Source organism: Parajatrophihabitans canadensis (genome assembly GCF_053764775.1).
Genome location: NZ_CM132445.1, coordinates 172,819 through 193,598 on the forward strand (window position 1 = coordinate 172,819; position 20,780 = coordinate 193,598).

A 20,780-nucleotide genomic window follows, 5' to 3' on the forward strand; every position below is an offset into this window, starting at 1 on the left:
CGCTTCACCACAGCCGTTGTCAAGTCCGGCGCTACTGTCAGTCCGTGTCGACCCGACCGCGTCGCGTGACGTTGCGCGATATCGCCGATGAGACCGGGCTGTCGCTGGCCGCGGTCTCCTACGCGATGCGCGGACTACAGGTTCCGCTCGAGACGCAGGAGCGCGTCCAAGAGGTGGCAGAACGGCTTGGCTATCAGGCCGACCCGATCGCCCGGGCCCTGGCATCGGGCAGGACCGGCAACGTCGGCGTGCTGTGCGGCTCGCTGGGCGACATCTGGCAGCAGGGAATCGCTGCAGCTCTCGGGCGGGGGTTGCTGCAGGCATCCCGGCAGGCGTTGATCGTCGATGCCTCCAACGACCCAGTGCTCGAGGCGTCGCTGGCGATGCAGCTTGTCGACCAGCGAGTCGATGGACTGATCTGCCTGCCGGTGGATCCTGCAGCGGCACATTGGAAGCAGATCGCCGAGCGCACCGTCCTGGTCTCGATCGGCGATGGGCTTCCGGGGGTGTCCACGGCCGCAGAGGTCGTGTTCGACAACGAGGCAACGGTGACGAGCGCGCTTACACAACTCGTGCGGCTCGGGCACCGCAACATCGCGGTGCTGACCCCGGCGGCGATAGCGACGCCCGATCGGCCGGCCGAGGCCGTCGTGCACCGGGTGGCGGCCGAGCTGGGCATAACCGCGACACTGCACACCACACCACACGATCTGGACGGTGCTCATGCGGTGGCTCGAACGGTTCTGCTCGGCACCGATCCCCCCACTGCCTTCTTCTGCCTTGCCGATTCCATGGCATACGGGGTGTACGCAGCGACCCGGGAACTGAGCCTGCAAGTACCAGATGACCTTTCGGTATTGGGTTATGACGATAATCCGGTCTCCGGCCTGCTGACGCCGCCGTTGTCGAGCTATCGCTGGCCCATCGAACTCCTCGTTGCCTCCGTCGTGGAGCGCACGGTCCGGGCTATCGACGATGGCAAACGCAGCCGTCGAAAGGTTCTGGTGCCGATCGCCCAACCGCGGCAGTCGGTAGGCCCGCCGCCGGTTAGGTGAGTTAGGTAGATCCGCACCGGGCGTGCCCGAGAGAGGGCATGATGGTGCGTGTGGCTATCAGCGTGTTCGATCTTTTCTCCATCGGTATCGGGCCGTCGTCCTCGCACACGGTGGGTCCCATGCGAGCGGCCCGAACCTTTGCCCTTGGCCTACAACAGGACGGCCTGCTCGATCAGGTAGTTCGGGTTCGAGCTGAGCTCTTCGGCTCTTTAGGCGCTACTGGACGTGGCCATGGTTCGGATCGCGCGATCATTCTGGGATTCGAGGGCGAAACCCCTGAAGGCGTTGATACCCACACCGTGCTCGAGCGTGTTGCGGCAGTCAAGCTGGCCCAACAGGTCAACCTGCTCGGCGAGCGTTCGGTGATACTCGACGATGAAAGCCTGGTGTTCAATCGCAGGGCAACTTTGCCCTTCCATCCCAATGGAATGCGGTTCACAGCCTACTCCGACGACGGCGCGGAACCGTTGCGTGAGCGCACGTACTACTCCGTCGGCGGCGGGTTCGTCATCGACGAGGACGCGGCAGGAGCAGACCGGATCAAGGTCGACGACACGGTCTTGCCGTACCCGTTCACCACGGCCGCCCAACTGTGCCAATGCTGTGCGGATTCAGGCCTGTCGGTCTCTCAGGTGATGCTTGAGAACGAGAAGGTGTGGCGAAGCGAGCAAGAGATCCGCGAGCGATTACTCCATATCTGGCGCGTGATGCAGGAATGCGTGACTAACGGTATCGCCAGCGAGGGGGTCTTGCCGGGTGGTCTTAAAGTCCGCCGTCGAGCGCCCGAGCTGTACCGGCATCTGACCAACGACCAGTTCTCGACAGATCCGCTACGGGTGATGGACTGGGTTGACCTGTTTGCCCTTGCAGTCAATGAAGAAAATGCGGCCGGTGGCCGCGTGGTCACCGCGCCGACCAACGGGGCAGCGGGAATCGTGCCGTCCGTGCTGCACTACTACACCCGTTTCGTGCCAGGCGCCTCCGATGACGGCGTGGTGCGGTTTCTGCTCGCGGCGGGTGCGATTGGCCTTCTCTACAAGGAGAACGCCTCGATCTCGGGTGCCGAGGTCGGTTGCCAGGGTGAAGTCGGGTCGGCGTGTTCGATGGCCTCCGGCGCGCTGTGCGAGGTCATGGGAGGCACGCCGCTGCAGGTGGAGAATGCCGCCGAGATCGGTATGGAGCACAATCTCGGTCTGACCTGCGATCCGATCGGCGGTCTGGTTCAGGTGCCGTGCATCGAGCGCAACGCGATGGCCGCTGTGAAGGCCATCAACGCCGCCCGGATCGCCCTGCGCGGTGACGGCACCCATATCGTCAGTCTGGACAAGGTCATCAAGACCATGCGTGAGACTGGTGCTGACATGAAGGTCAAGTACAAGGAGACGTCGCGCGGCGGTCTCGCGGTCAACGTCATCGAGTGCTGAGCCGGCTGGCTACTGCGGGAGGCGAACGGCCAGCTGGGTGACAATCGGCAACGGCACCCCGAGGTTATGTATCCGGCCCGATCGATCCAGCACGGCCAGGCCGTTCTTTCCAGTCGCGAAGACCCAGCGGCTGTCGGGCGACCAGATGAGCGAGGCGTCGATCGCACTCGGGTCGATCGAGAGGTTGGTGCCACGATCAGCGCCCGTGGCAAGATCGATGAGATGAAGTTCGGGCCCGTTGTCACCGAGTCTGAACATCGCCGCCATGCTGCCGTCGGGTGAGATGACACCCGGCAAAAAGCCATAGCTCAGGACCGAACTTATGGTGTGTCGTGCGCCGTTCGCGCGGTCGACGACGTCCGTGCCGCACCGATGCTGGTCATCGCATTCTGCGATCAGGAACCGCGTCGGCCCGGCTGCCAACACCACACCGGTGGTGACCCGGCGCACCCCTGCTGGCCCGCTGGCGTAGAAGCCGCTGATGTCTTGAAACAGGGCATAACCTCGTTGATCAGCCAGGGCGCCACGGGCCGGAAGCACGACTATGTGGTTGCCGACGTGTCCCTCGAAATCCGAGAGCACCATCGCGTTGCCATCGTCGGCCTCAACCCATACATGCTGCCGGTCAGGTCCAGGCAGGATCTGCCCCGTTCCGAAGATCTTGGGGGACAGGACGCTCGCGGGCCGGCCATCCGGCACGACATAGCCGTCCACCGAATCTTGGGGACGAATGATGACGCGGTCGGGTCCCGCGACGAAAGACACCGGCCCGCTGCTGCTGAGTTGCGGCACCGCAGTTCGGGTGATCCGACCATGGGCAAGGTCGATACGCAGCAGAACCTGTGGCCCGCGGGCGAAGAGCTCCCACCCGGCGGGCACGTCAAGTAAGGCGCGATGCAGGTCCGTCACCTGAACGGCGGTGGGCGTCGACGCACGCGACGAACTAGGAGGGCTGGATGAGGCGCTATGACTCGAGCTTGCCGTTGTCGATGGCGCCGGATCCGCTGTGGACGATGTGCGCCGGCTGTGTTGGATGAGGCCGACGACGATCAGCACCACGAGACCGGCTAGCACCAACAGGTACCAGCGGCCAGGACGGAGTCGCGGCGTAGCACCGGCCGGCTCGAGGTCGGGGGTGTCTACCACCTGCAGCCATTCGACGCCGGGTTCCTCGGGCGGAGTGGCGCCGCGGCCTCGCTCGCTGCTCTCCTCGTCTCGGCGACGGCCCATCTACTCATCATTCACCTGCGAGAGGCGAAGTTGACCTACGAATTCTGAGTACGTCGGATCGCGTCACCAACGCGATCACCTCGGCGCGGCACCCGGAACAGCGGCTGCGGGCGTGGAAATATCCGCTGCGACGGGCATTTTCGACGGTGGATCGGATGGATGAGTGCGGCAACGGCGGTTCGCGGGGCTTGACGGATTACGGGCCCTCGCGGTGGTCGCCGTGGTGGTGTTTCACGCCGATCCGGCGCTGTTACCGGGCGGCTTTCTCGGCGTAGACCTGTTCTTCGTCATCAGCGGCTACTTGATCACCCGGTTGTTGCTGTCGGAATTGGGCCACACCGGCCGCATCGATCTGGTCCGCTTCTACCTGCGCCGGGTGTTGCGGCTGATGCCCGCGCTGCTCCTCGTTCTCGTCGCGGTGACGTTGGCCGCGATGTTCGTCTGGCGGGACGAGCTCGCGACCCTGCGAGGTTCAGTCATCTCGAGCGTGGGCTACGCGGGTAACTGGTGGCTGATCGACGTCCATCAGTCATATTTCGTGTCCTCCGGTCGCCCGCCGATGTTGCAGCATCTGTGGTCGCTGGCCATCGAGGAGCAGTTCTACCTGATCTGGCCGGTGCTTTTGCTCCTGATGACGTCTCGACGCCGCCGCTACGGGTGGGTCGCTGCAGCTGCCGCGGGACTGGCAGTGTTGTCGACCGCTGTGATGGCTGGGCTTTCCATTCGAGACGGCGTGCCGTTCGCAGCCGATTCGTCGAGGGTGTATTTCGGCACCGATACGCACTCGATGGGTTTGTTACTCGGCGCGGCAATGGGTGCGATCGCGGAGCGGCTCGACTTTCAGCCCAAGCGTTCCTGGCGCGTCAGGCCCTGGGTGACAGACGTGGTCGGCGCGCTCGCGCTGGCGGCACTGATCGTGGTGTTGCTGCGGGTCGATGAGTTCTCCGAGGGGCTCTATCGCGGCGGATTCCTGGGGGTGAGTGCCCTCGCGGTTCTGGTTGTCTCGACGGTCACCCGCCCGGCAAGCTTGCTTGGTAAGGCCCTTGACTGGCGCCCGCTGCGTTGGATCGGTGACCGCTCGTATTCGATCTATCTTTGGCATTGGCCGATCGTGGTGGTCACTCGCCCCGGCGTGGACCTGCCCGCGAACCGGCTTCTGGTCGACGCCCTGCGGGTATCGATACCACTCGTGCTCGCAAGCTTGAGTTACGCCTACGTCGAGCGTCCGATGCGCCAAGCCGGGACGGCGTGGCTCGACGCCCGCCGCAACCCAAGGGGTACCGCAAGTGTCGCGGCCGCTGGAGGGACGGGACAGGAGCCGCTACCGGTACGGAGGCGGCGTCGCTTGGTCACCCCGCGGCTGGTTGGTGTGAGCGCCCTAGCGCTGGGTTTGCTCGCCCTGCTTGCGAGCCCGACCGCCAGGCCTCGTCCGGCAGCAGCGCTCAACCGAACCGCGGCGGTGCAGCAGATCACTGTCCAGGGTCTGGGCGCCACGGAACGCGCGGGCGCTCGTCCCTTGATATCGGCGAAGCCAACAGGGCCGATAGCCGCCGTGAAGCCGAGCGCGAAGCCGAGCGCGAAGTCCGCCTTGAAGCCGGGCGCGAAGCCGAGCGTGAAGCCGAGCGTGAAGCCGCCACCGCCACCGCCGTCAGTGGAGCCCGCGGTCAGTGCGTTCGGCGATTCGGTGATGCTCGGTGCCCAACCGGCGATTGACGCGACCTTTCCGCACAGTCAGGTTCGTGCCGTCGAGGGCCAGCAGCCGTACGTGACGTTGCAACAAGTGCGTGACCTGCAGGCCGCGCACCAGCTCTGCGCCGTGGTGGTGATTCACACCGGAAACAACGGCATCATCCGCAGCTCGGATCTGAGCGACACCCTGTCGGCGCTGGCCGACCGGCGCCAAGTGGTGTTGCTGACCGACCGGGTGCCAATGGATTGGCAGGGGCCGAATAATGCCACCATCAAGCGGGTTGCGAAGTCGTTCAAGAACGCGGTCGTGCTCGACTGGTTCGGACGGTCCAACGGTAACCAGGGGTGGTTCTACGAGGACGGGTTGCATCTGAGGCCGCCGGGCGCCGCGCAGTACGCCAACCTGCTTGCCTCGGTCGTCAAACGTTAGGCCGCCTCGGCCGAGCGATGCCTCCGAAGCACGAAAGGGCCGGCCACCGTCAAGATGGCCGGCCCTTTGCGTTGAGCGCTTTCGATTGTTGTAGCTGAGACTCTTGTTCCAGACCTAGTGCACCGGTACGGCTGACGTCAGGTCGTCGGTACCGGCAGAGTCGTCGGTCGCTACGGCGCCACCGACGGCACCCGGCGTGCCGGCCGTAACCGAGACGTCGTCCTTGCCGACCCGAATCATCGTCAGCGTTACCAGCACGCCGACAACAGCGAAGATCGCCGCGGTCAAGAAACCTCGGGAGGCGCCGTGGGCCAGAACTTCGTGGAAGGACTGCACCGCTCGGCTGTCGACCAGCGCCTCGGCAGATGCCTTGACGTTGCCGGTGGCCTGCGCAGTCAGCTCGCCGAAGTGCTGCAGGACGGACGGTTGCTCCTGACCGGACTGCACAAGTTGCCCGAGCTCCTTGGCCTGATGCTTGCCCTCGTTGACCGAGGCCGTGGCGAACACCGTCGTCAGGACGGACAGGCCGATCGAGCCGCCGACCTGTTGGCCGACGTTGAGCAACGCAGACGCCAGGCCTGCCTCATGCGGTTCGACACCGGAGACCGCGACGGTAGTGATCGGTACGAAGATGCTGCCGATGCCGTAGGCCATGATCAGCAACGACGGCAAGAGGTGCCCGACGTAGCTCGAATTGGCCGTGATGGAGGAGAGCCAGAACAGGCCGCCGGCCATCATGGTTGCACCGAACAGGATCAGGTTGCGTGGCCCGAGCTTCGGTAGCAGAGTCGCCGAAACCTGGGCAGCCGTACCGATGGTGAAGGCGACTGGCAAGAAGGCCAGACCGGACTTCAACGCCGAGTACCCGAGCACGAGCTGGACGAAGTACGTGACGAAGAAGAACATGCCGAACATTGCCGCACCGATGATCAACATGACGATGTAGGCGCCCGATCGATCGCGATTTCGCAGCGCACGCAAGGGCATCATCGCATACGACAATCTGCTCTCGAGGAGTACAAACCCTGCTAGCAGGATGATCGCGAGGGCGAACGCGGTCACCGTGATCGGGTCGGACCAGCCGTAGCCAGGTTTAGCCGCGCTGATGAAACCGTAGACGAGTGAGGCCATACCCACGGTGGAGAGCAAGCCGCCCCACCAGTCGAATCTGCCTTTGAGGCGGTCGGACTCGCTGAGGAAGAAGGCCGCGCCGATGATCAGCGCAATGCCGATCGGGACGTTGACGAAGAGCACCCAGCGCCAGGTGAGGTATTCGGTCAGAACACCACCGAGAAGCAGACCCAGGGCTGCGCCTGCGCCGGCGACCGCGGAGAAGACCGCGAATGCTCTGGTCCGTTCGGGGCCTTCGTCGAATTCGGTGGTGATCAGAGATAGCGCAGTCGGCGAGGCGATCGCGCCACCGACGCCTTGAATGACGCGTCCGAAGAGTAGGAATTCGAAGCTGTGAGCCAGACCGGCCAGCAGGCTGCCCAGCGTGAACAGTCCGAGACCGACCATGAACATGCGCCGTCGGCCGAGAATGTCGCCGGCTCGTCCACCGAGTAGCAGCAGGCCGCCGAAGGCGAGGGTGTAGGCGTTGATCGCCCAGGTCATGTCGGTTTGGTTTTTGCCGAAGTAGTCGCCCATTTTCGGAAGGGCGATGTTGACGATCGTGCCGTCCAGCACGACCATGAGTTGCGCGCCCGCAATGATCAGCAAAGCGAGTGCGGGGTGGGCTGCCTTTCGGGACTTACGCGTTGTCGCCGCGGTCCCTTGGCTCGCCGATTCCGTCGTGGTCACGACTCTCCCTGCTTGGAGGCGCCAGGTCCGATTGATGCACCCGGCGGATGTTCAGATGGTCTCGATTAAGGAACGCGTCCGTTCCTAATTTGGTACACTAATTGACTTAGAATAAGAAACGCAAACGTCCCCTAAGTTTCGTCCTCAGCCAGATCACAGGACAGCCCATCTGAGAAAGGATGCTCGCACCGATGACCTCCGCACCACCGAATATTGCAGAGACCTCTGACAACGCGTCCTTGCTGAGTGCACCGGTTGAGCCGCGCGTCGAAGCCGCGGCGGGAGACCTGAGTCCGGCTGACGATGTGGTGCGTTCTCGACGCCGCGGTATGGAGCTTGAGAACGCGATCCGAGCTGCCTGCATGGCAGAGCTCGCCGAAGTCGGCTACGGAAGTCTGACGATCGAGTCCGTCGCGTCCCGCGCGCAGACAGGCAAAGCCTCGATTTATCGTCGCTGGCCAACGAAACAGGAGCTCGTTCTTGATTCGGTGAACTGTGTGATGGCCGGCCCGATGATGCGGCTTGGTGATCGCAACTACGGCGACGACGTCAGCACGCGCGATGCGCTGCTCGAACTGCTGCTCGACGTCTCGGCGGTAATGATGGGCCCTGAAGGCGACGCGATGCGCTCGGTGATGAGTGAATCGCTGCGCGATGAGAGCTTCTCGATCAGCTTTCAATGCGATTTCTACGATCCTCGCAAGCAAGCGCTGTTCGATGTACTTCAGCGGGGCATCAACCGCGGCGAGGTGCGCGAAGCCGCTTTGGACGATTTCATGCCCGAGATGATTGCCGGCATGCTGATCCATCGCATCTTGTTGCTCCGCCAACGTCCGACGAAGGCTGAGCTCGAAAGGGTCTTGGACGCGTTCGTCATGCCCGCGATCGGGGCATGACTGTTCGGCTGTAGCTCGCTACATGGCAGGGGTGATCACCGCGGCCGGGGTCCGATCACCTAATGCGCCTGGTGACCAGTAAGCTGTGCGGCTGATGGTGTTCGTACCAAGGAGGCTTCGCCTAGTCCGGTCTATGGCGCCGCACTGCTAATGCGGTTTGGGTCTCAAGCCCATCCGGGGTTCAAATCCCCGAGCCTCCGCAGGTGGAGATGCCCCGGTCCAATGGACCGGGGCATCTTCGATTTCGTCGCACTTTGGGTCCGTTTTGGTGGGCACGTACCGACCCGCTAGAGTAAGCGTTCGGTCGTGACGCGCTCGTAGCTCAACGGATAGAGCACTTGACTACGGATCAAGAGGTTGGGGGTTCGAATCCCTCCGAGCGCACAAATGTTATGTATATTGGCCGTACCGGATATCGCCATACCGGGCGGGCAGGCTGATTGTTCCGGGCTTTGGCGGCCGCCGATCGATACCCGCTAGCCCCAGCGTGGTTGAGCGTCCGGGTCGATGCCGAGCGTGACCTTGCTGATGATCTCGGGGGCTAGCAGCCGATTGCCGGGGTGGAATCGTCCCATCCGTATATCGCGGAACAGCTGTTCGATGCGGCTGCGTTTGAAGGCCCCGGCGCCGCCGGTCAGATCGAGCGCGCGGTCGACGATGTCGTAGCACTGGTTGATCACGAAGTGGCGGGTCCCGACTAGCCGCGCTGGCCAGTCGGCATGCTGGGCTCCGGCCGCCCAGTCTCGGCAGGTCTTCTCCAGCAGCGCCTCGGCGGCGTCGTAGCCGACGCGCATTTCGGCCACGTGGTGCTGGACTTCGGGGTGGTGGGCCATCGAGGTGGTCAACGCGATCGAGCTGCGCTTGGGTAGCTGTTCGATGGTGATGTCCAGTGCCCGGCGGGCCGCGCCGAGGTACGTTGCCGAGAACCCCATCAGCGCCCAGGCGAAGATCGACAGCTGGAACGGGCCTGCGCCGGCGAAACCCGCGGGGCAGACCAGCGTGATCCGGTCGTCCGGGACAAATGCCTTGTCGAGCACGGTGTCTTGGCTTTGGGTGGCGCGCATGCCGAGGGTGTCCCAGGTATCGATAACCTGCACGCCCGGGGTGTCGCGGCGTACGAAGCCGTGCACGATCTTCGGGTTGTCCGGGTCAGAGCTGTCCATGGCATGGAATCCGCCGTAGGTCCAGACCGGAGCGAGGCTGCCGAAGATCTTGTGTCCGGAGATTTCCCAGCCGCCATCGGCCCGAGTGGCGGTGGACACTCCGAGTAGCAACGGGATGTCATTGCCGGCTTCGCCGTGCAGTGCGCAGAACACCTCGCCTTGGGCTGCGAGTTCCAGTAACCAACGGCACGAGGTATCGCCTGCTTTGAGCAGGTCGGCGGCCACGCCGGTCCAGTAGCAGTGCATGTTGGTCGCCAACGCGGTGGCTGGGGCCCGGTAGCCGACCTGGCGCACCAGTTCGACGTATTCGTCCAGCCCCAGACCAGAACCGCCGAATTCGACTGGCACCGCGGCGAGCAGATAGCCCGATGCCTTCAACTCCTCCCAGTCTTCGGTGAAGAAGGTGTTGTCCCGGTCGTAGCGGGGCGCGCGTTCGTCGAAGCGGCGCAGCATGTCATCGTTCAACAACGGTGCGGTCGCAGTGGTGGTCATAGCAGCTCCTTCAGAGTCGCCTCGTATGGACGTCATTGGTGCGGCTGCTCAGCGTGGTAGGAGGCGATTGCGGTGTCGGGCCCGGTGATCTGGAAGAACGCCGTCTCAGACCGAGACTTCGTCTTTGAGGCCGCCGCGGATCATGTCGCGCAATTCCGGCGTGTCTTCGTGGTTGTGTGAGGCGACCGCGTGTTGGGTGGCGGCGGTCACGACCTCGTCCTCTTCGCCGGAGATGGTCAGCGTGCACCCGTTCTCGCTGGGCATGTCCCGGCAGTCGGCTACTTTGCGGGTCATCTGACTCAGCGCTCCTTCCACGTTGTGGCGCCCAGTCAATTGCATGGTCAATCGACAATTGCCCGGTCAATTGCAGGGCAGGTTGCTGTGTTCCAACCTTGACAACATCAGCCAGCCCGGTCACTGTCAATACGCACATTGCGCACGGTTGGGGCCGCGATGTTCGTCGCTATTCAGACGCTGGAACGGTGCGTGCGCCTGGTCGAGCAACTCGGCGAGGTGAGCGACCCGGTCGACTATGCGTCGGTCGTGCTGCCTGCATTGAATGAGCTCATCGGCTGCGACGTTGTCACTTACAACGAAATCGGAACAACACCTGCGTCGGTGCGTTACGAAGACTGGCCTCCGCAGTCGCTGAATCCGCATACTCGGCAGACCTTCGCCCGGCTAGCCCACCAGCATCCGTCCATCGAGCATTTCCGCCGCACCGGCGACAACAGGCCCGTGATGATCAGCGACTTCCTGACCACCAGCCAGTTCCACCGCCTTGACTTGTACGCCGAGTTCTTCCGCCCCATTCCGGTCGAGCATCAGCTGTCGCTGAGCTTGAACGCCCCCGGATCGATGGTCGTCGGCCTTGCCCTGAATCGGACCCGCAAGGAATTCGACGACATCGACCGCGCCATCCTTACGATCCTTCGACGTCCGCTGCTGACCGCGCTGATGCGTACTCGACTGCGGCAGCAAGCAGCAACGTCTCCCCTGAATGAGCTATCGCCCCGCGAGCGTGCCGTCCTGAACCTGGTGGCCGACGGTCGAACCAATGCGTCTATCGCGCAGTCTCTCGGCGTCAGCCCTCGAACGGTGGCCAAGCACCTCGAACACATCTACCGCAAACTCGACGTGTCGAACCGGGCCGCCGCCGTCGCGCGCGCCCATTCCGCAACAGACACCTGGGCCTGAGCGGCGGCGTTCGTTCGCTCCCGCACCAAGCCGGCGGCGTTCAACCTTCGGCTATTGCTCGCTTCGTGGGAAATCTAGTGCGCGGAATCCTCATACCGCTTCGAGTGATAGTCGATGCCGCGGCAACGATGCAGCGCCCGGTGCGCATTGAGCACGCTCTGTTGACGACCGAGCCGTCGCTTGCCGGGGCTCGTGAAGCGGCGGTCGAGGCGCTGCGTAACGACTTGTTGGCACGAGCGATCGGGTCGGGCGCGCCCGGCGTGGGCGAAGGTGTGTAGTAGGTCGCGCTGAAATTGATCAGCTTCGCGAAATACTGGTCGGGCGCTTTAGGTTAATGCTCCTTTTGATCTTGTAAACACATTTATCGGCATCCAGATTCTGCCGAGCGGTGCAGGTGCAATACGCGGCACCGGCTTTTACTGTCACGCCCAGCGCAAGCTCTGCCGCGTTTGGCCGCACTCGAGGCGCACCCCTTTCGCGGAAGTTCACGTACTCAGTCTGGTCATCATGTCCGGATCGACGGCTGCGCCAAACCCCCTGCAGTTTGAGATGAAACGTGCTCGGTGGGCGTTTGTGCCCGTTGACGTCGGACTCCTGCAGCACCCGAATCGCTTCGTAACGGGGGTACTCTACACCGTAAAATATTGTTCGTCTACACCGTAAATATTCGTCGCATGACATCGCAAAACTACGTCTCGAGAAAAGACTCGGAACGGTATCACTCCGTTACCTTTATGCCGTTGACAGCGTTGTGATAGGCGCCATAGCGTCTCGGTACCCGCAATGCTTCGTCGATTCTCGAAGCGACGCGACTTTCTAGTCAGTGTTCCCCGGGCGTCCTTCGTCCGAGGATCTGATCGAACCTCCGAAGGCCCCAGAACCGCGTCGCAGCAGCGACCGGGCTCGGGCCATCGGCCAACCGAAGGGTTTGGCGTATGCGAGCAAGAGTTCTGGTAGCTACGGTCGCGGTGATCGCAGCCACGATTGGCATGGCGGCCTGTAGCTCCTCGAAGAAGTCCGACACATCGAGCAATAACGGTGCGTCGGCCAGCTCCACGGGTGGGGGTGGTGGAACGATCAAGATCGGCGTCCTGACGGACTTGACCGGTTCGGCGTCGTCCGGGTTCATCACTACCGAGAAAGGCATCAAGGCTTACGCCGACGCCGTGAACAAGGCTGGCGGCATCAACGGGCAGAAGATCGAATACGTCATGGGTGACACGGCGTCAACCCCTGCCGGCGCGCTGACGGCGGCGCAGAAGATGGTCCAGCAGGACAAGGTGTTCGCGATCGTCGAGGTTTCGGCGCTGTTCTACGGCGCGCAGAACTTCCTGTTGAAGGAAGGCGTTCCGGTCGTCGGCGGTGGCTTTGACAGCCTGCTGTGGACCGACCCGAAGAACACCAACCTCTTCGACGCGGTCGGTGTCACCAACTACGCCGATGTGCCGCTGGCCGAGGGCCAGTTCTTCAAGTCCCAGGGCGTCACGAAGACCGCCGCGATCGGTTATGAGAGTTCCTCGAGCTCGGTGGCCAGCGTAAAGGCCTTCAACCAGTCGGCCACGCTTGCGGGCATAACGCCGGTCTACACCCAGAACGTGCCGTTCGGCAGCACCGATATGGGCGCGATCGCGATCCAGATCAAGAACGCCGGTGCGGATGGCTTGTTCTACTCCACGGTCCCGAATACTGCCTTCGCGGCGAACGCGGCGCTCAAGCAGTTGGGTGTCAACCTGAAGGTGGCCTCCTTGCCGACCGGCTACGGTGGCGACCTGCTGCAGTCCTCCGCTGCCGTCTCAGCAGCGCAGGGCGACTTCTTCAGCACCGTCGGTTTGCCTGCTGAAGCCAACACCCCGGCGACCCAGAAGCGGGCTGCGAATCTCGCCGCGGTCGGAGTAACCGGGCCGCCTACGTTCGCCGAGCAAGAGGCGTACCTGGCAATGGCCGGTTTCGCTGCCGGACTCACGGCCACCGGGCCGAACCCGTCACGGGAGAAGTATTCGAGCACGCTGCGGGCGATCAACAATTTCGACGCCGAGGGACTGCTCGCGCCGCTGAAGGTGGACTTCGCCAACTACCGCCCGTCAACGGTCTGCAGCAACTACGTGCAGCTCGAAGGCACCACGTTCAAGACGGTCAAGGGATCACCATTCTGCGCCGGAGTCGTACCGCTCAAAGGCTGAGTGAAGACCGGTTCGACAACAAGCTCGACAACGACAAGCTCGACAACGACAAGCGAGGGCCACGCGAATCCGTGGCCCTCGCTTTCGTTTGCCGCGACGGTGCGAGCTGGCCAGATCGCGCGGACGGCACACCTTGCCTTTCGACCCGCGGGATCAGCACAGCACAGGCGATACAGTTGACCGGCTGCAACGATCCGACGGGACATGCGTGTCTACTGCTCAGACTGTCCACCCTCAGTACGGTCCCTTGCGCGGCGTCGTCCGCTATCTTCAATGCCCGACCTGTAAAGCCGCGCTCCGCGTTGATGCGCATCGCTTGCTGTGCGCAGTCGGTCACAGCTTCGATATAGCCCGTCAGGGTTATGCCAACTTGACCGTCGGCAACGCAGCACCTGGAACGGCCGACACGTCCGAGATGGTGATCGCTCGGGAACTGTTTCTCGGCGGCGGTCATTACCGGCCGATCGCTGACCTGGTAGCCGCGCAGGCGGTGCGCGCATCTTCTGGTGAGGCTGAAGAAAGCGATACCGGCTTGGTTGTAGATCTCGCTGGCGGCACGGGCTACTACCTCACCGCGGTTCTCGATCGCCTCACTCGCGCCATGGGTCTGTGCGTCGACGTCTCCGCCGCGGCGCTCAGACGGGCGGCCCGCGCCCACCCGCGCGCTGCCGCGGTCGGTGCCGATGTCTGGCAGCCGTTGCCGATCAGGACGGCGGCCGCGAGCGTGATCATCAATGTCTTCGGTCCACGTAACGCGACTGAGATCGAACGAATTTTGACCAATACCGGCCAACTGATAGTCGTCTCTCCGACGCCCGAGCACTTGCACGAACTCCTCGAACCGCTCGATACGCTCAGCGTGGACCCGGATAAGTCAGCGCGACAAGCTGCGACCTTCGCACGGTTGCACCAGATCGCCTCTGAACGATTGACCTACCCACTACGGCTGGATCATCCTTCCGTCGCAGCAATCGTCGGGATGGGCCCCACTGCCAGCCATGCGGCCCCCGCGGAGCTGCAAGAGAAGATCGCGGCACTGCCAGAACTCACCTCGGTGACCGTGGCGGTGCGCGTCGACAGCTACACCCGCGGATAGCTCGCTCCTGAAGGCGATTACCCTTATCAACAAGCAACATCAGCTGTCGTTCCGGCTCGGACTGACGGCAGCCCCCGCCGCTGTGGACGAGGCCTCGACGGGCAGGCGACGGAGTTCGGCCAGCAGCCTGCGCAGCGGGCGTCGAAGTACCGCACTTATCTGACGGTGATCGGCGCCGCGCCAGTCGGTCAGGGACTGTTCAGCCGTGGCGATCGTGGCAGCGAACTGCGCGGCATCGACATCGGCCGGGGGTTTGAGCCCAATGCGGATCGTCTCCGCGATCGGCGTGACGAGGCCGGCTAGCGGGTTGCCCAGCGAGGGCCAATCCGCTCGAAGATCCTCACGCTTGGATAGATCTGCTACCTCGTCCACGAACTGGCGAGTACCACGCGCCAGCTCGACCGCAATCGCGATCGGGCACGCCAAGGCGGCGATCGGCTGCCGGTCCGATCGCCGCAGGGGGTTGATCCGCACGGAGTGTTCAGCTCGCGCGTACTCCGCCGGTAAGGCGCGGGCGCGGTCCTCCACCAGTCGGCATTGGTCGCGGATCTTCTCCAGCGCCGGTCCCGCGACGTCGGCTGTCGCCACCGACATCACCGCCGTGACCTGATTGCACGCGCTGTCGAGAGTTGCGGCGAGGTCCTCTCCAACGCTGCGCAGCGAGGCGGTGATGGTCGCTCGGGCGTTCGGTGGCCGAAGCAGCGGTGCCAGCACCACCGTAACCGCCGCCCCGACAGCGGTTTCCCACAACCGGGCGTAGGCATACGCGCTTGGATCGCTGCTGGCGAAAGCCAGCAACGCCGACACCGCGACCTGAACGTTGAGCGACCCACCGATGCGCAGAATCGACCCGCCGAACAATCCCACCGCTAGGACGATGGCAACCGAGACCGCGGTCGGCCCGAGCCAATGCACCACGACAAGCCCGAGCGCGAGACCGCCGACCACGCCAATCAGCCGATCCAGCGACACGTTGAAGGCGGAGTACGGATCATCACGCAGCGCGACCAATGGAACGACCGCGGCGTACACAGGCGGGTGGCTCGCGCCAAGCCAGATACAGAGTTGCCAGGAGACGGCCGCGGCGATGACTATCCGCAGAACTTGCGGAGCTGCTGGCCATAGCTGCTGACCCAACCGATGCATCACCGGCCCGTCGACCCGCACGCGATTCAGCGTTTCACGTGCCGCTGGTAACTGCATCGACTGCCCACTTCAGATTGACCGCCAACTTCAGGCGTCTCGTCTCGCGCGATATGCACAGAATGTAGCAACCGACCTCGCTTGATCCGTCCGTTGTGGCGAGTGTCAGTACCGCGTGCAAGGCTCTGCTCATGCCTTCAGCCATGACCCTGCAGGCCGTGGCAGCCACATCGGATTCTCTCGGATTGACGCCGGGGCGGGGCGCCAAAGTCGAGCAGCTGGTTGCGCTGCTCACCGATGCGAATCCGGTCGACGCAGCCGTGGTCGTGTCGTGGCTGTCCGGTGAGCTGACGCAAAGGCAGATCGGCGTCGGCTGGGCCTCGCTCCGCGAGCTGGGCGAGAGCGCGCCCGCCGCTACCCTGACCGTGCAAGACGTCGAGACGATCTTTGCCGAGATCGGTGCGCTGGCCGGTGAGGGTTCGCAAGGTCGACGCCGTACGTTGTTGCAGGCTTTGTTCGCGGCTGCGACCGCGACCGAGCAGGCGTTCTTGAAGCGTCTGCTCACCGGTGACCTCCGGCAAGGTGCGCTGGCCGGCTTGATGACCGACGCGGTGGCACGGGCCGCCCGGCTACCGATCGTCGACGTGCGAAGGGCAGCGATGCTCAGCGGCGATCTATCGCTGGTCGCGCGGCAGGCACTTCAAGGCGGCGATGCGGCGTTAGCGGCCTTTCATTTGCAGGTCGGCCGGCCGGTCAGCCCGATGCTTGCCCAGTCAGCCGTTGACACCGACGACGCGTTGCAGCGACTGCGCGGCCAGGCCGCGTTCGAATGGAAGCTCGACGGCGCGCGAATTCAGATCCATCGAGCAGGAAACATCGTTCGCATTTTCACTCGCAGCTTGGACGACGTGACAGCTCGCATGCCGGAAGTAGTCGACGCCGTCCTGGCCCTGCCCGTTCGCGATTTGGTCGCCGATGGTGAGGTGATCTCGCTCAGGGCCGACGGCCGACCGCAGCCGTTTCAGGTGACCGCGTCTCGGATCGGCAGCCGCGCAACGGCAGCTGCAGGCGTGGGGCTGAGGCCATTCTTGTTCGACGTACTGCACGTGGATGGTGTCGATGTGCTGGACGAGCCGATGTCGCAACGGATGCTGGCGCTGGATGCCATCGTGCCCGATTCGGCCAGGGTGCCTCGGCTGGTCACCTCTGACCCGGCGATGGCCAGGGCCTTTCTCGACGATGCCCTCGCCCACGGCCACGAAGGCGTGGTGGCGAAATCGCTGTCGGCGCCGTATGAGGCAGGTCGTCGAGGTGCCGGCTGGCTGAAGGTCAAACCCGTCCACACTCTCGACCTGGTCGTGCTGGCCGTCGAATGGGGCTCGGGACGTCGAAAGGGCCGTCTTTCGAACATTCACCTGGGCGCCCGCGAGCAAGACGGCGACGGCTTCGTGATGCTCGGTAAGACCTTCAAGGGGATGACCGACGCGATGCTCGCCTGGCAGACCGAGCGGTTTCTGTCGCTAGCTGAGGGCCCGACAGATCAGTGGGTTGTCACGCTCCGGCCTGAGCAGGTGGTCGAGATCGCCTTCGACGGTGTGCAGCGATCATCGCGGTATCCCGGTGGCGTCGCGCTGAGATTCGCCCGAGTTGTCCGTTATCGCGACGACAAACCGCCAGCAGAGGCGGACACGATCGATACCGTCCAGTCCTTTTTGCAGCACTGAAGGGGTTAGACACCGTCGCGCTGATCACCAGATTTGACCGTAAGGCTGGTGTTGTGACTCTGTAAGGTACATGCTAAGTATCGTGGATCCGTTGCTTAGCCGCATCGAGGCGCTCGCCGAGGATGGCTGTTATTCGCTGTACTTCCTGGTGGAAGGCGGCCAAGAGCGCAATGTCGTCATGTGCCTTCGCGATGGTGAGGCAGGCGTGCCGGGCGCAAACCTCTTGCCGGGCTGGTCACCGGGCTCGGAATCGTTCCGGGCCGCCGTAAGCGCGGTCCGCGCGCTGCACCACGCTCGTGAGGTCTCGGGTCCGGATCGCGTCCGGTTGATGGACGTCGAGGGCGGCTGGGATGTCAGCCTCGGAAACGTCGTCCTGTCAGCGGCTGGCACACCTAGCTGCGTCGCACACGGCGAGATGGAGTCGGTCGAAGCGCACCTGTTCCGCTGTGCCGAATGCGGCGCGCAGGCCATCTACTAACCGCCAAACCCCCGGATCGTGTAACGCTCGGCATCGATGCGGTGCCGAGCGTTACACGATTCGCCAAAAAGGGGGGTTAGTGTGCGGGCGGTTCGAGGACGAAAACCGGGATCTGCCGGTCCGTCTTCTTCTGGTAATCGGCGTAGTCCGGGTACGCCGCGACGGCACGCTCCCACCAGACGTCCTTTTCTGACCCGGTCACCTCGCGCGCGACCATCTCCCGCTTGACGGGGCCGTCCTGCAGCTCGACCTGCGGGTTGCCGAGCACGTTGTAGTACCAGACGGGGTTCTTGGGCGCGCCACCTAGCGAGGCCACGACTGCGTACACGCCGTCGTGCTCGACCCGCATCAGCGGGCTCTTGCGGATCTTGCCGCTTTTCGCGCCGAGCGTCGTCAACACGATGACGGGCATTCCTCGCAGCGTGGTCCCCTTGGTACCGCCGGAGGATTCATATTCGGATACCTGATCGCGTACCCAGGCGGCTGGGCTGGGTTCGTATTCACCAGAGAGAGGCATGCCTCAAGTCAACACCGTCAGGCCCTTCCTCCACCAGCGGGCCTCCACCAGCGGGCCTCCACCAGCGGGCCCAAGCTCGCGACCAGCATCGACCAGCGCTCAGTCGGCCGGGCTCGCGTCCGTCCTCGGGTCCGGGCTCGGGTCCGGGTTCGCGTCCGGGTTCTCTGCGGGATCGTCATCCGTCGGCTCGGGAGCCGGTCCGACCGCGGACGCCAGCAAGCCGGCGTTGGGAAGGTTGATCGGTCCGTCTTCGGTGATCATCGTCGTGTACAGCAATCCCGCGGCGATGATCGTCCCTTCGAAGGGTCCGCCCATCCCACCGGAATAGACCTTCACCCGCTGGCCCGGAATGTAGGGACGGGCGAACAACAGAACCAGGCCGGCGAAGAAATTGGCCAGCGACTGCTGCGCGGCGATACCGATGATCACGCCGGTGACCGCACCGCCCACCAGAAGGCTGCGCAGATCGACGTCGAGCAGCTGCAGCAGACCCAGCGCCACAAGTCCGTAACCGACGATCGAGATGATGAGCCGCAACGCCGAGGCCGTGGACGGGCCCCCACGGATGTTGCTGATCCGAAATGCCTCGCGCGCAGCAGATCGCACCGCACCAATCCCGAGGAGCCCGAACGCGACCGTGAGGCCGATGACCAGATATCTCCAGTGATTGTGCCGGTCCACGCCGCCCAGATTGTTGCCCACCGCGAGGCAGATGACGGCGAGAATGCCGGCGCTGACGGCTCGTCTGAAGTCCGGTTTGATCTTGGCGTCCAGGCTGAGCAAGGCGTCCCGTCCGAGGGTATGGCCGTCGGCCGCAGACCGAGGAATCCAGAGTCTTTTCTTCTCGCTCATACCGGCAAGTTTTACAGCAAGCCCGTGGCCGGCCCCGCAAGGATCCGACACCAGAGAGGTTCACGCAGGGTAACCACTCGGTAGACTCCTCCGGTGATGTCAGCCCCGCTCAGCCCGCACTCGCCGAGGAGCAGTCCTTGAGTCAGCAGAGCTCGGATACCGCGTCGGTATTGCTGGCCCTGCGCAAGTTGCTACTCGGCACCGAGCACCACCGGCGTTCGCTGGCCAAGACGATGGGAGTGGGCACAATCGAACTGGCGGTGATGGGACACTTGCACGAATCGGGCGAGTTGACGCCCAAAGATATCGGCGACCGGCTGGGTGTCACCACGGGTAGCACGACCGCAATCCTGGACCGTATCGAGCAGGCCGGGTATCTCGTCCGCAAGCCCAATCCTTATGACCGCCGCAGCGTGATCCTGTCGCTGACGCCCAATGGCGAACTGGCCATTGCTGCCGCTATCGAAACGCAAGCGGCCCAGCTGACGGCGGCCCTGGCAGGCACCGGCTACGAGAACCTCGAGGGCATGGCCACCGCGCTGAATGCGGTGGCAGACACTGTTGGAGATCCTGCCAGCCGGAACGGATGAGACGAGCGGCTCAGCCGAAGCGGCCTGAGATGTAGTCCTCCGTGCGCTGGTCCGACGGGTTGGAGAAGATCTTCTGGGTCTCGTCGATCTCGACGAGCTGGCCGGGCTTGCCGACGCCGGCCAGGTTGAAGAACGCGGTCCGCTCCGAGACGCGTGCAGCCTGCTGCATGTTGTGGGTGACGATCACGATCGTGTACTTCTCCTTGAGGCTCTGAATCAGGTCCTCGATGGCCAGGGTAGAAATCGGGTCCAAGGCCGAGCAGGGCTCGTCCATCAGCAGTACCTGCGGCTCGACGGCGATCGCGCGGGCGATGCACAGCCGCTGCTGCTGGCCACCAGATAGCCCAGCACCGGGCTTGTTCAGCCGGTCCTTGACCTCTTCCCAGAGGTTCGCACCGCGCAACGACTTCTCCACCGTCGTATCGAGCTCGGACTTCTTCAACCGGCCCGACTGCAGCTTCAGCCCGGCGACGACGTTGTCATAGATCGACATGGTCGGGAACGGGTTGGGGCGCTGAAATACCATGCCAATCGTGCGGCGGACGTCCACTGGGTCGATACCCGAGCCGTAGATGTTCTCGCCATCGAGCAGCAGGTCGCCTTCGACCCGAGCGCCGGAGATGACCTCGTGCATGCGGTTGATCGTGCGGAGCACGGTTGACTTGCCACAGCCCGATGGCCCGATGAAGGCGGTTACAGACCGAGGCGTGATCGTGAAGGTCACCTCGGAGACGGCGAGAAATTTGCCGTAGTAGATGTTGACGTTCTTCGCTTCGATGCGCTTGGCCATGGGTCCGAGATCCTTTACAAGTGAACAGCAGCAG

19 protein-coding genes and 2 tRNA genes are annotated in these 20,780 nt (G+C 63.8%); 13 read left to right on the plus strand and 8 right to left on the minus strand.

Translation table 11 applies throughout. From position 1 onward, the window contains the following. Positions 1-44 precede the first annotated feature (44 nt). Complete coding sequence (locus ACSMXN_RS00760) at positions 45-1,055, plus strand: LacI family DNA-binding transcriptional regulator (RefSeq protein ID WP_022915529.1); 1,011 nt, start codon at positions 45-47, stop codon at positions 1,053-1,055. 50 nt (positions 1,056-1,105) lie between these two features. Beyond that, positions 1,106-2,479, plus strand: coding sequence for an L-serine ammonia-lyase (locus ACSMXN_RS00765; RefSeq protein WP_027139990.1), 1,374 nt, complete (start codon positions 1,106-1,108; stop codon positions 2,477-2,479). Between the two features lie 9 nt (positions 2,480-2,488). Here the strand turns inward: ACSMXN_RS00765 and ACSMXN_RS00770 are convergent, their stop codons facing one another. Then, positions 2,489-3,709: a hypothetical protein gene (locus tag ACSMXN_RS00770; protein ID WP_022915527.1), complete on the minus strand. Its 1,221-nt coding sequence runs from the start codon at positions 3,707-3,709 to the stop codon at positions 2,489-2,491. A 163-nt stretch (positions 3,710-3,872) separates the two neighbouring features. Here ACSMXN_RS00770 and ACSMXN_RS00775 point away from each other — a divergent pair, with 163 nt between their 5' ends. Further along, the gene (locus ACSMXN_RS00775) at positions 3,873-5,828 is read left to right on the plus strand and encodes an acyltransferase family protein (RefSeq protein ID WP_027139989.1); all 1,956 of its coding nucleotides are present in this window, start codon (positions 3,873-3,875) and stop codon (positions 5,826-5,828) included. Between the two features lie 114 nt (positions 5,829-5,942). On the opposite strand, the gene ACSMXN_RS00780 is transcribed toward ACSMXN_RS00775, so the two are convergent. Further along, positions 5,943-7,628 (minus strand): DHA2 family efflux MFS transporter permease subunit, encoded by a 1,686-nt coding sequence (locus ACSMXN_RS00780; RefSeq protein ID WP_022915526.1) that lies wholly within the window; start codon positions 7,626-7,628, stop codon positions 5,943-5,945. Positions 7,629-7,819: 191 nt separating this feature from the next. Between ACSMXN_RS00780 and ACSMXN_RS00785 the strand changes: the two genes are divergently transcribed. From ACSMXN_RS00785 to ACSMXN_RS00795, 3 genes are all read left to right on the plus strand, one after another. Beyond that, positions 7,820-8,524 (plus strand): TetR/AcrR family transcriptional regulator, encoded by a 705-nt coding sequence (locus ACSMXN_RS00785; protein ID WP_196811447.1) that lies wholly within the window; start codon positions 7,820-7,822, stop codon positions 8,522-8,524. Positions 8,525-8,634: 110 nt separating this feature from the next. Further along, positions 8,635-8,724, plus strand: a tRNA-Ser gene (locus tag ACSMXN_RS00790). A 111-nt stretch (positions 8,725-8,835) separates the two neighbouring features. Beyond that, positions 8,836-8,908, plus strand: a tRNA-Arg gene (locus tag ACSMXN_RS00795). A gap of 92 nt (positions 8,909-9,000) precedes the next feature. On the opposite strand, the gene ACSMXN_RS00800 is transcribed toward ACSMXN_RS00795, so the two are convergent. Next, the gene (locus tag ACSMXN_RS00800; RefSeq protein ID WP_022915524.1) at positions 9,001-10,179 is read right to left on the minus strand and encodes an acyl-CoA dehydrogenase family protein; all 1,179 of its coding nucleotides are present in this window, start codon (positions 10,177-10,179) and stop codon (positions 9,001-9,003) included. Between the two features lie 105 nt (positions 10,180-10,284). Further along, a complete protein-coding gene (locus tag ACSMXN_RS00805; RefSeq protein WP_027139988.1) occupies positions 10,285-10,473 on the minus strand; it encodes a DUF1059 domain-containing protein in 189 nt (62 codons plus the stop codon). A gap of 159 nt (positions 10,474-10,632) precedes the next feature. Between ACSMXN_RS00805 and ACSMXN_RS00810 the strand changes: the two genes are divergently transcribed. The 4 genes from ACSMXN_RS00810 to ACSMXN_RS00825 all read left to right on the plus strand — a co-directional run bounded on the left by ACSMXN_RS00810 (position 10,633) and on the right by ACSMXN_RS00825 (position 14,652). Next, the gene (locus ACSMXN_RS00810; RefSeq protein ID WP_022915522.1) at positions 10,633-11,376 is read left to right on the plus strand and encodes a response regulator transcription factor; all 744 of its coding nucleotides are present in this window, start codon (positions 10,633-10,635) and stop codon (positions 11,374-11,376) included. A gap of 65 nt (positions 11,377-11,441) precedes the next feature. Next, positions 11,442-11,654, plus strand: a complete 213-nt coding sequence (locus tag ACSMXN_RS00815; RefSeq protein ID WP_155958555.1) for a hypothetical protein — start codon at positions 11,442-11,444, stop codon at positions 11,652-11,654. A 657-nt stretch (positions 11,655-12,311) separates the two neighbouring features. After that, positions 12,312-13,556, plus strand: a complete 1,245-nt coding sequence (locus ACSMXN_RS00820) for an ABC transporter substrate-binding protein (RefSeq protein ID WP_022915520.1) — start codon at positions 12,312-12,314, stop codon at positions 13,554-13,556. Positions 13,557-13,764: 208 nt separating this feature from the next. After that, positions 13,765-14,652 carry a putative RNA methyltransferase gene (locus ACSMXN_RS00825; RefSeq protein ID WP_022915519.1) on the plus strand — a complete coding sequence of 296 codons (888 nt, stop codon included), beginning with the start codon at positions 13,765-13,767 and terminating at the stop codon, positions 14,650-14,652. 39 nt (positions 14,653-14,691) lie between these two features. Here ACSMXN_RS00825 and ACSMXN_RS00830 read toward each other — a convergent pair whose 3' ends face one another. Further along, positions 14,692-15,855, minus strand: coding sequence for an aromatic acid exporter family protein (locus tag ACSMXN_RS00830; protein WP_081649361.1), 1,164 nt, complete (start codon positions 15,853-15,855; stop codon positions 14,692-14,694). Positions 15,856-15,998: 143 nt separating this feature from the next. On the opposite strand from ACSMXN_RS00830, the gene ACSMXN_RS00835 reads away from it, so the two are divergent. Then, entirely contained in the window at positions 15,999-17,519 is a 1,521-nt protein-coding gene (locus ACSMXN_RS00835; RefSeq protein WP_022915516.1) for an ATP-dependent DNA ligase, read from the plus strand. An 82-nt stretch (positions 17,520-17,601) separates the two neighbouring features. Beyond that, on the plus strand, positions 17,602-17,997 hold the full coding sequence (locus ACSMXN_RS00840) for a hypothetical protein (RefSeq protein WP_155958554.1): 396 nt from the start codon (positions 17,602-17,604) through the stop codon (positions 17,995-17,997). 76 nt (positions 17,998-18,073) lie between these two features. Here ACSMXN_RS00840 and ACSMXN_RS00845 read toward each other — a convergent pair whose 3' ends face one another. Beyond that, entirely contained in the window at positions 18,074-18,514 is a 441-nt protein-coding gene (locus ACSMXN_RS00845; protein WP_022915514.1) for a nitroreductase family deazaflavin-dependent oxidoreductase, read from the minus strand. Between the two features lie 99 nt (positions 18,515-18,613). Further along, entirely contained in the window at positions 18,614-19,366 is a 753-nt protein-coding gene (locus tag ACSMXN_RS00850; protein WP_022915513.1) for a mechanosensitive ion channel domain-containing protein, read from the minus strand. 137 nt (positions 19,367-19,503) lie between these two features. Between ACSMXN_RS00850 and ACSMXN_RS00855 the strand changes: the two genes are divergently transcribed. Next, positions 19,504-19,956: a MarR family transcriptional regulator gene (locus ACSMXN_RS00855; RefSeq protein WP_022915512.1), complete on the plus strand. Its 453-nt coding sequence runs from the start codon at positions 19,504-19,506 to the stop codon at positions 19,954-19,956. A 10-nt stretch (positions 19,957-19,966) separates the two neighbouring features. Here the strand turns inward: ACSMXN_RS00855 and pstB are convergent, their stop codons facing one another. Then, positions 19,967-20,746, minus strand: coding sequence for a phosphate ABC transporter ATP-binding protein PstB (gene pstB, locus ACSMXN_RS00860; protein ID WP_022915511.1), 780 nt, complete (start codon positions 20,744-20,746; stop codon positions 19,967-19,969). Positions 20,747-20,780: the final 34 nt, after the last annotated feature.

Bases quoted from the DNA above. Each gene is read 5' to 3' on its own strand.
- pstB (WP_022915511.1), bottom strand. From the start codon at position 20,746: ATGGCCAAGCGCATCGAAGCGAAGAACGTCAACATCTACTACGGCAAA.
- ACSMXN_RS00850 (WP_022915513.1), bottom strand. From the start codon at position 19,366: ATGAGCGAGAAGAAAAGACTCTGGATTCCTCGGTCTGCGGCCGACGGC.
- ACSMXN_RS00835 (WP_022915516.1), top strand. From the start codon at position 15,999: ATGACCCTGCAGGCCGTGGCAGCCACATCGGATTCTCTCGGATTGACG.
- ACSMXN_RS00810 (WP_022915522.1), top strand. From the start codon at position 10,633: ATGTTCGTCGCTATTCAGACGCTGGAACGGTGCGTGCGCCTGGTCGAG.
- ACSMXN_RS00805 (WP_027139988.1), bottom strand. From the start codon at position 10,473: ATGACCCGCAAAGTAGCCGACTGCCGGGACATGCCCAGCGAGAACGGG.
- ACSMXN_RS00820 (WP_022915520.1), top strand. From the start codon at position 12,312: ATGCGAGCAAGAGTTCTGGTAGCTACGGTCGCGGTGATCGCAGCCACG.
- ACSMXN_RS00770 (WP_022915527.1), bottom strand. From the start codon at position 3,709: ATGGGCCGTCGCCGAGACGAGGAGAGCAGCGAGCGAGGCCGCGGCGCC.
- ACSMXN_RS00830 (WP_081649361.1), bottom strand. From the start codon at position 15,855: ATGCAGTTACCAGCGGCACGTGAAACGCTGAATCGCGTGCGGGTCGAC.
- ACSMXN_RS00845 (WP_022915514.1), bottom strand. From the start codon at position 18,514: ATGCCTCTCTCTGGTGAATACGAACCCAGCCCAGCCGCCTGGGTACGC.
- ACSMXN_RS00800 (WP_022915524.1), bottom strand. From the start codon at position 10,179: ATGACCACCACTGCGACCGCACCGTTGTTGAACGATGACATGCTGCGC.
- ACSMXN_RS00785 (WP_196811447.1), top strand. From the start codon at position 7,820: ATGACCTCCGCACCACCGAATATTGCAGAGACCTCTGACAACGCGTCC.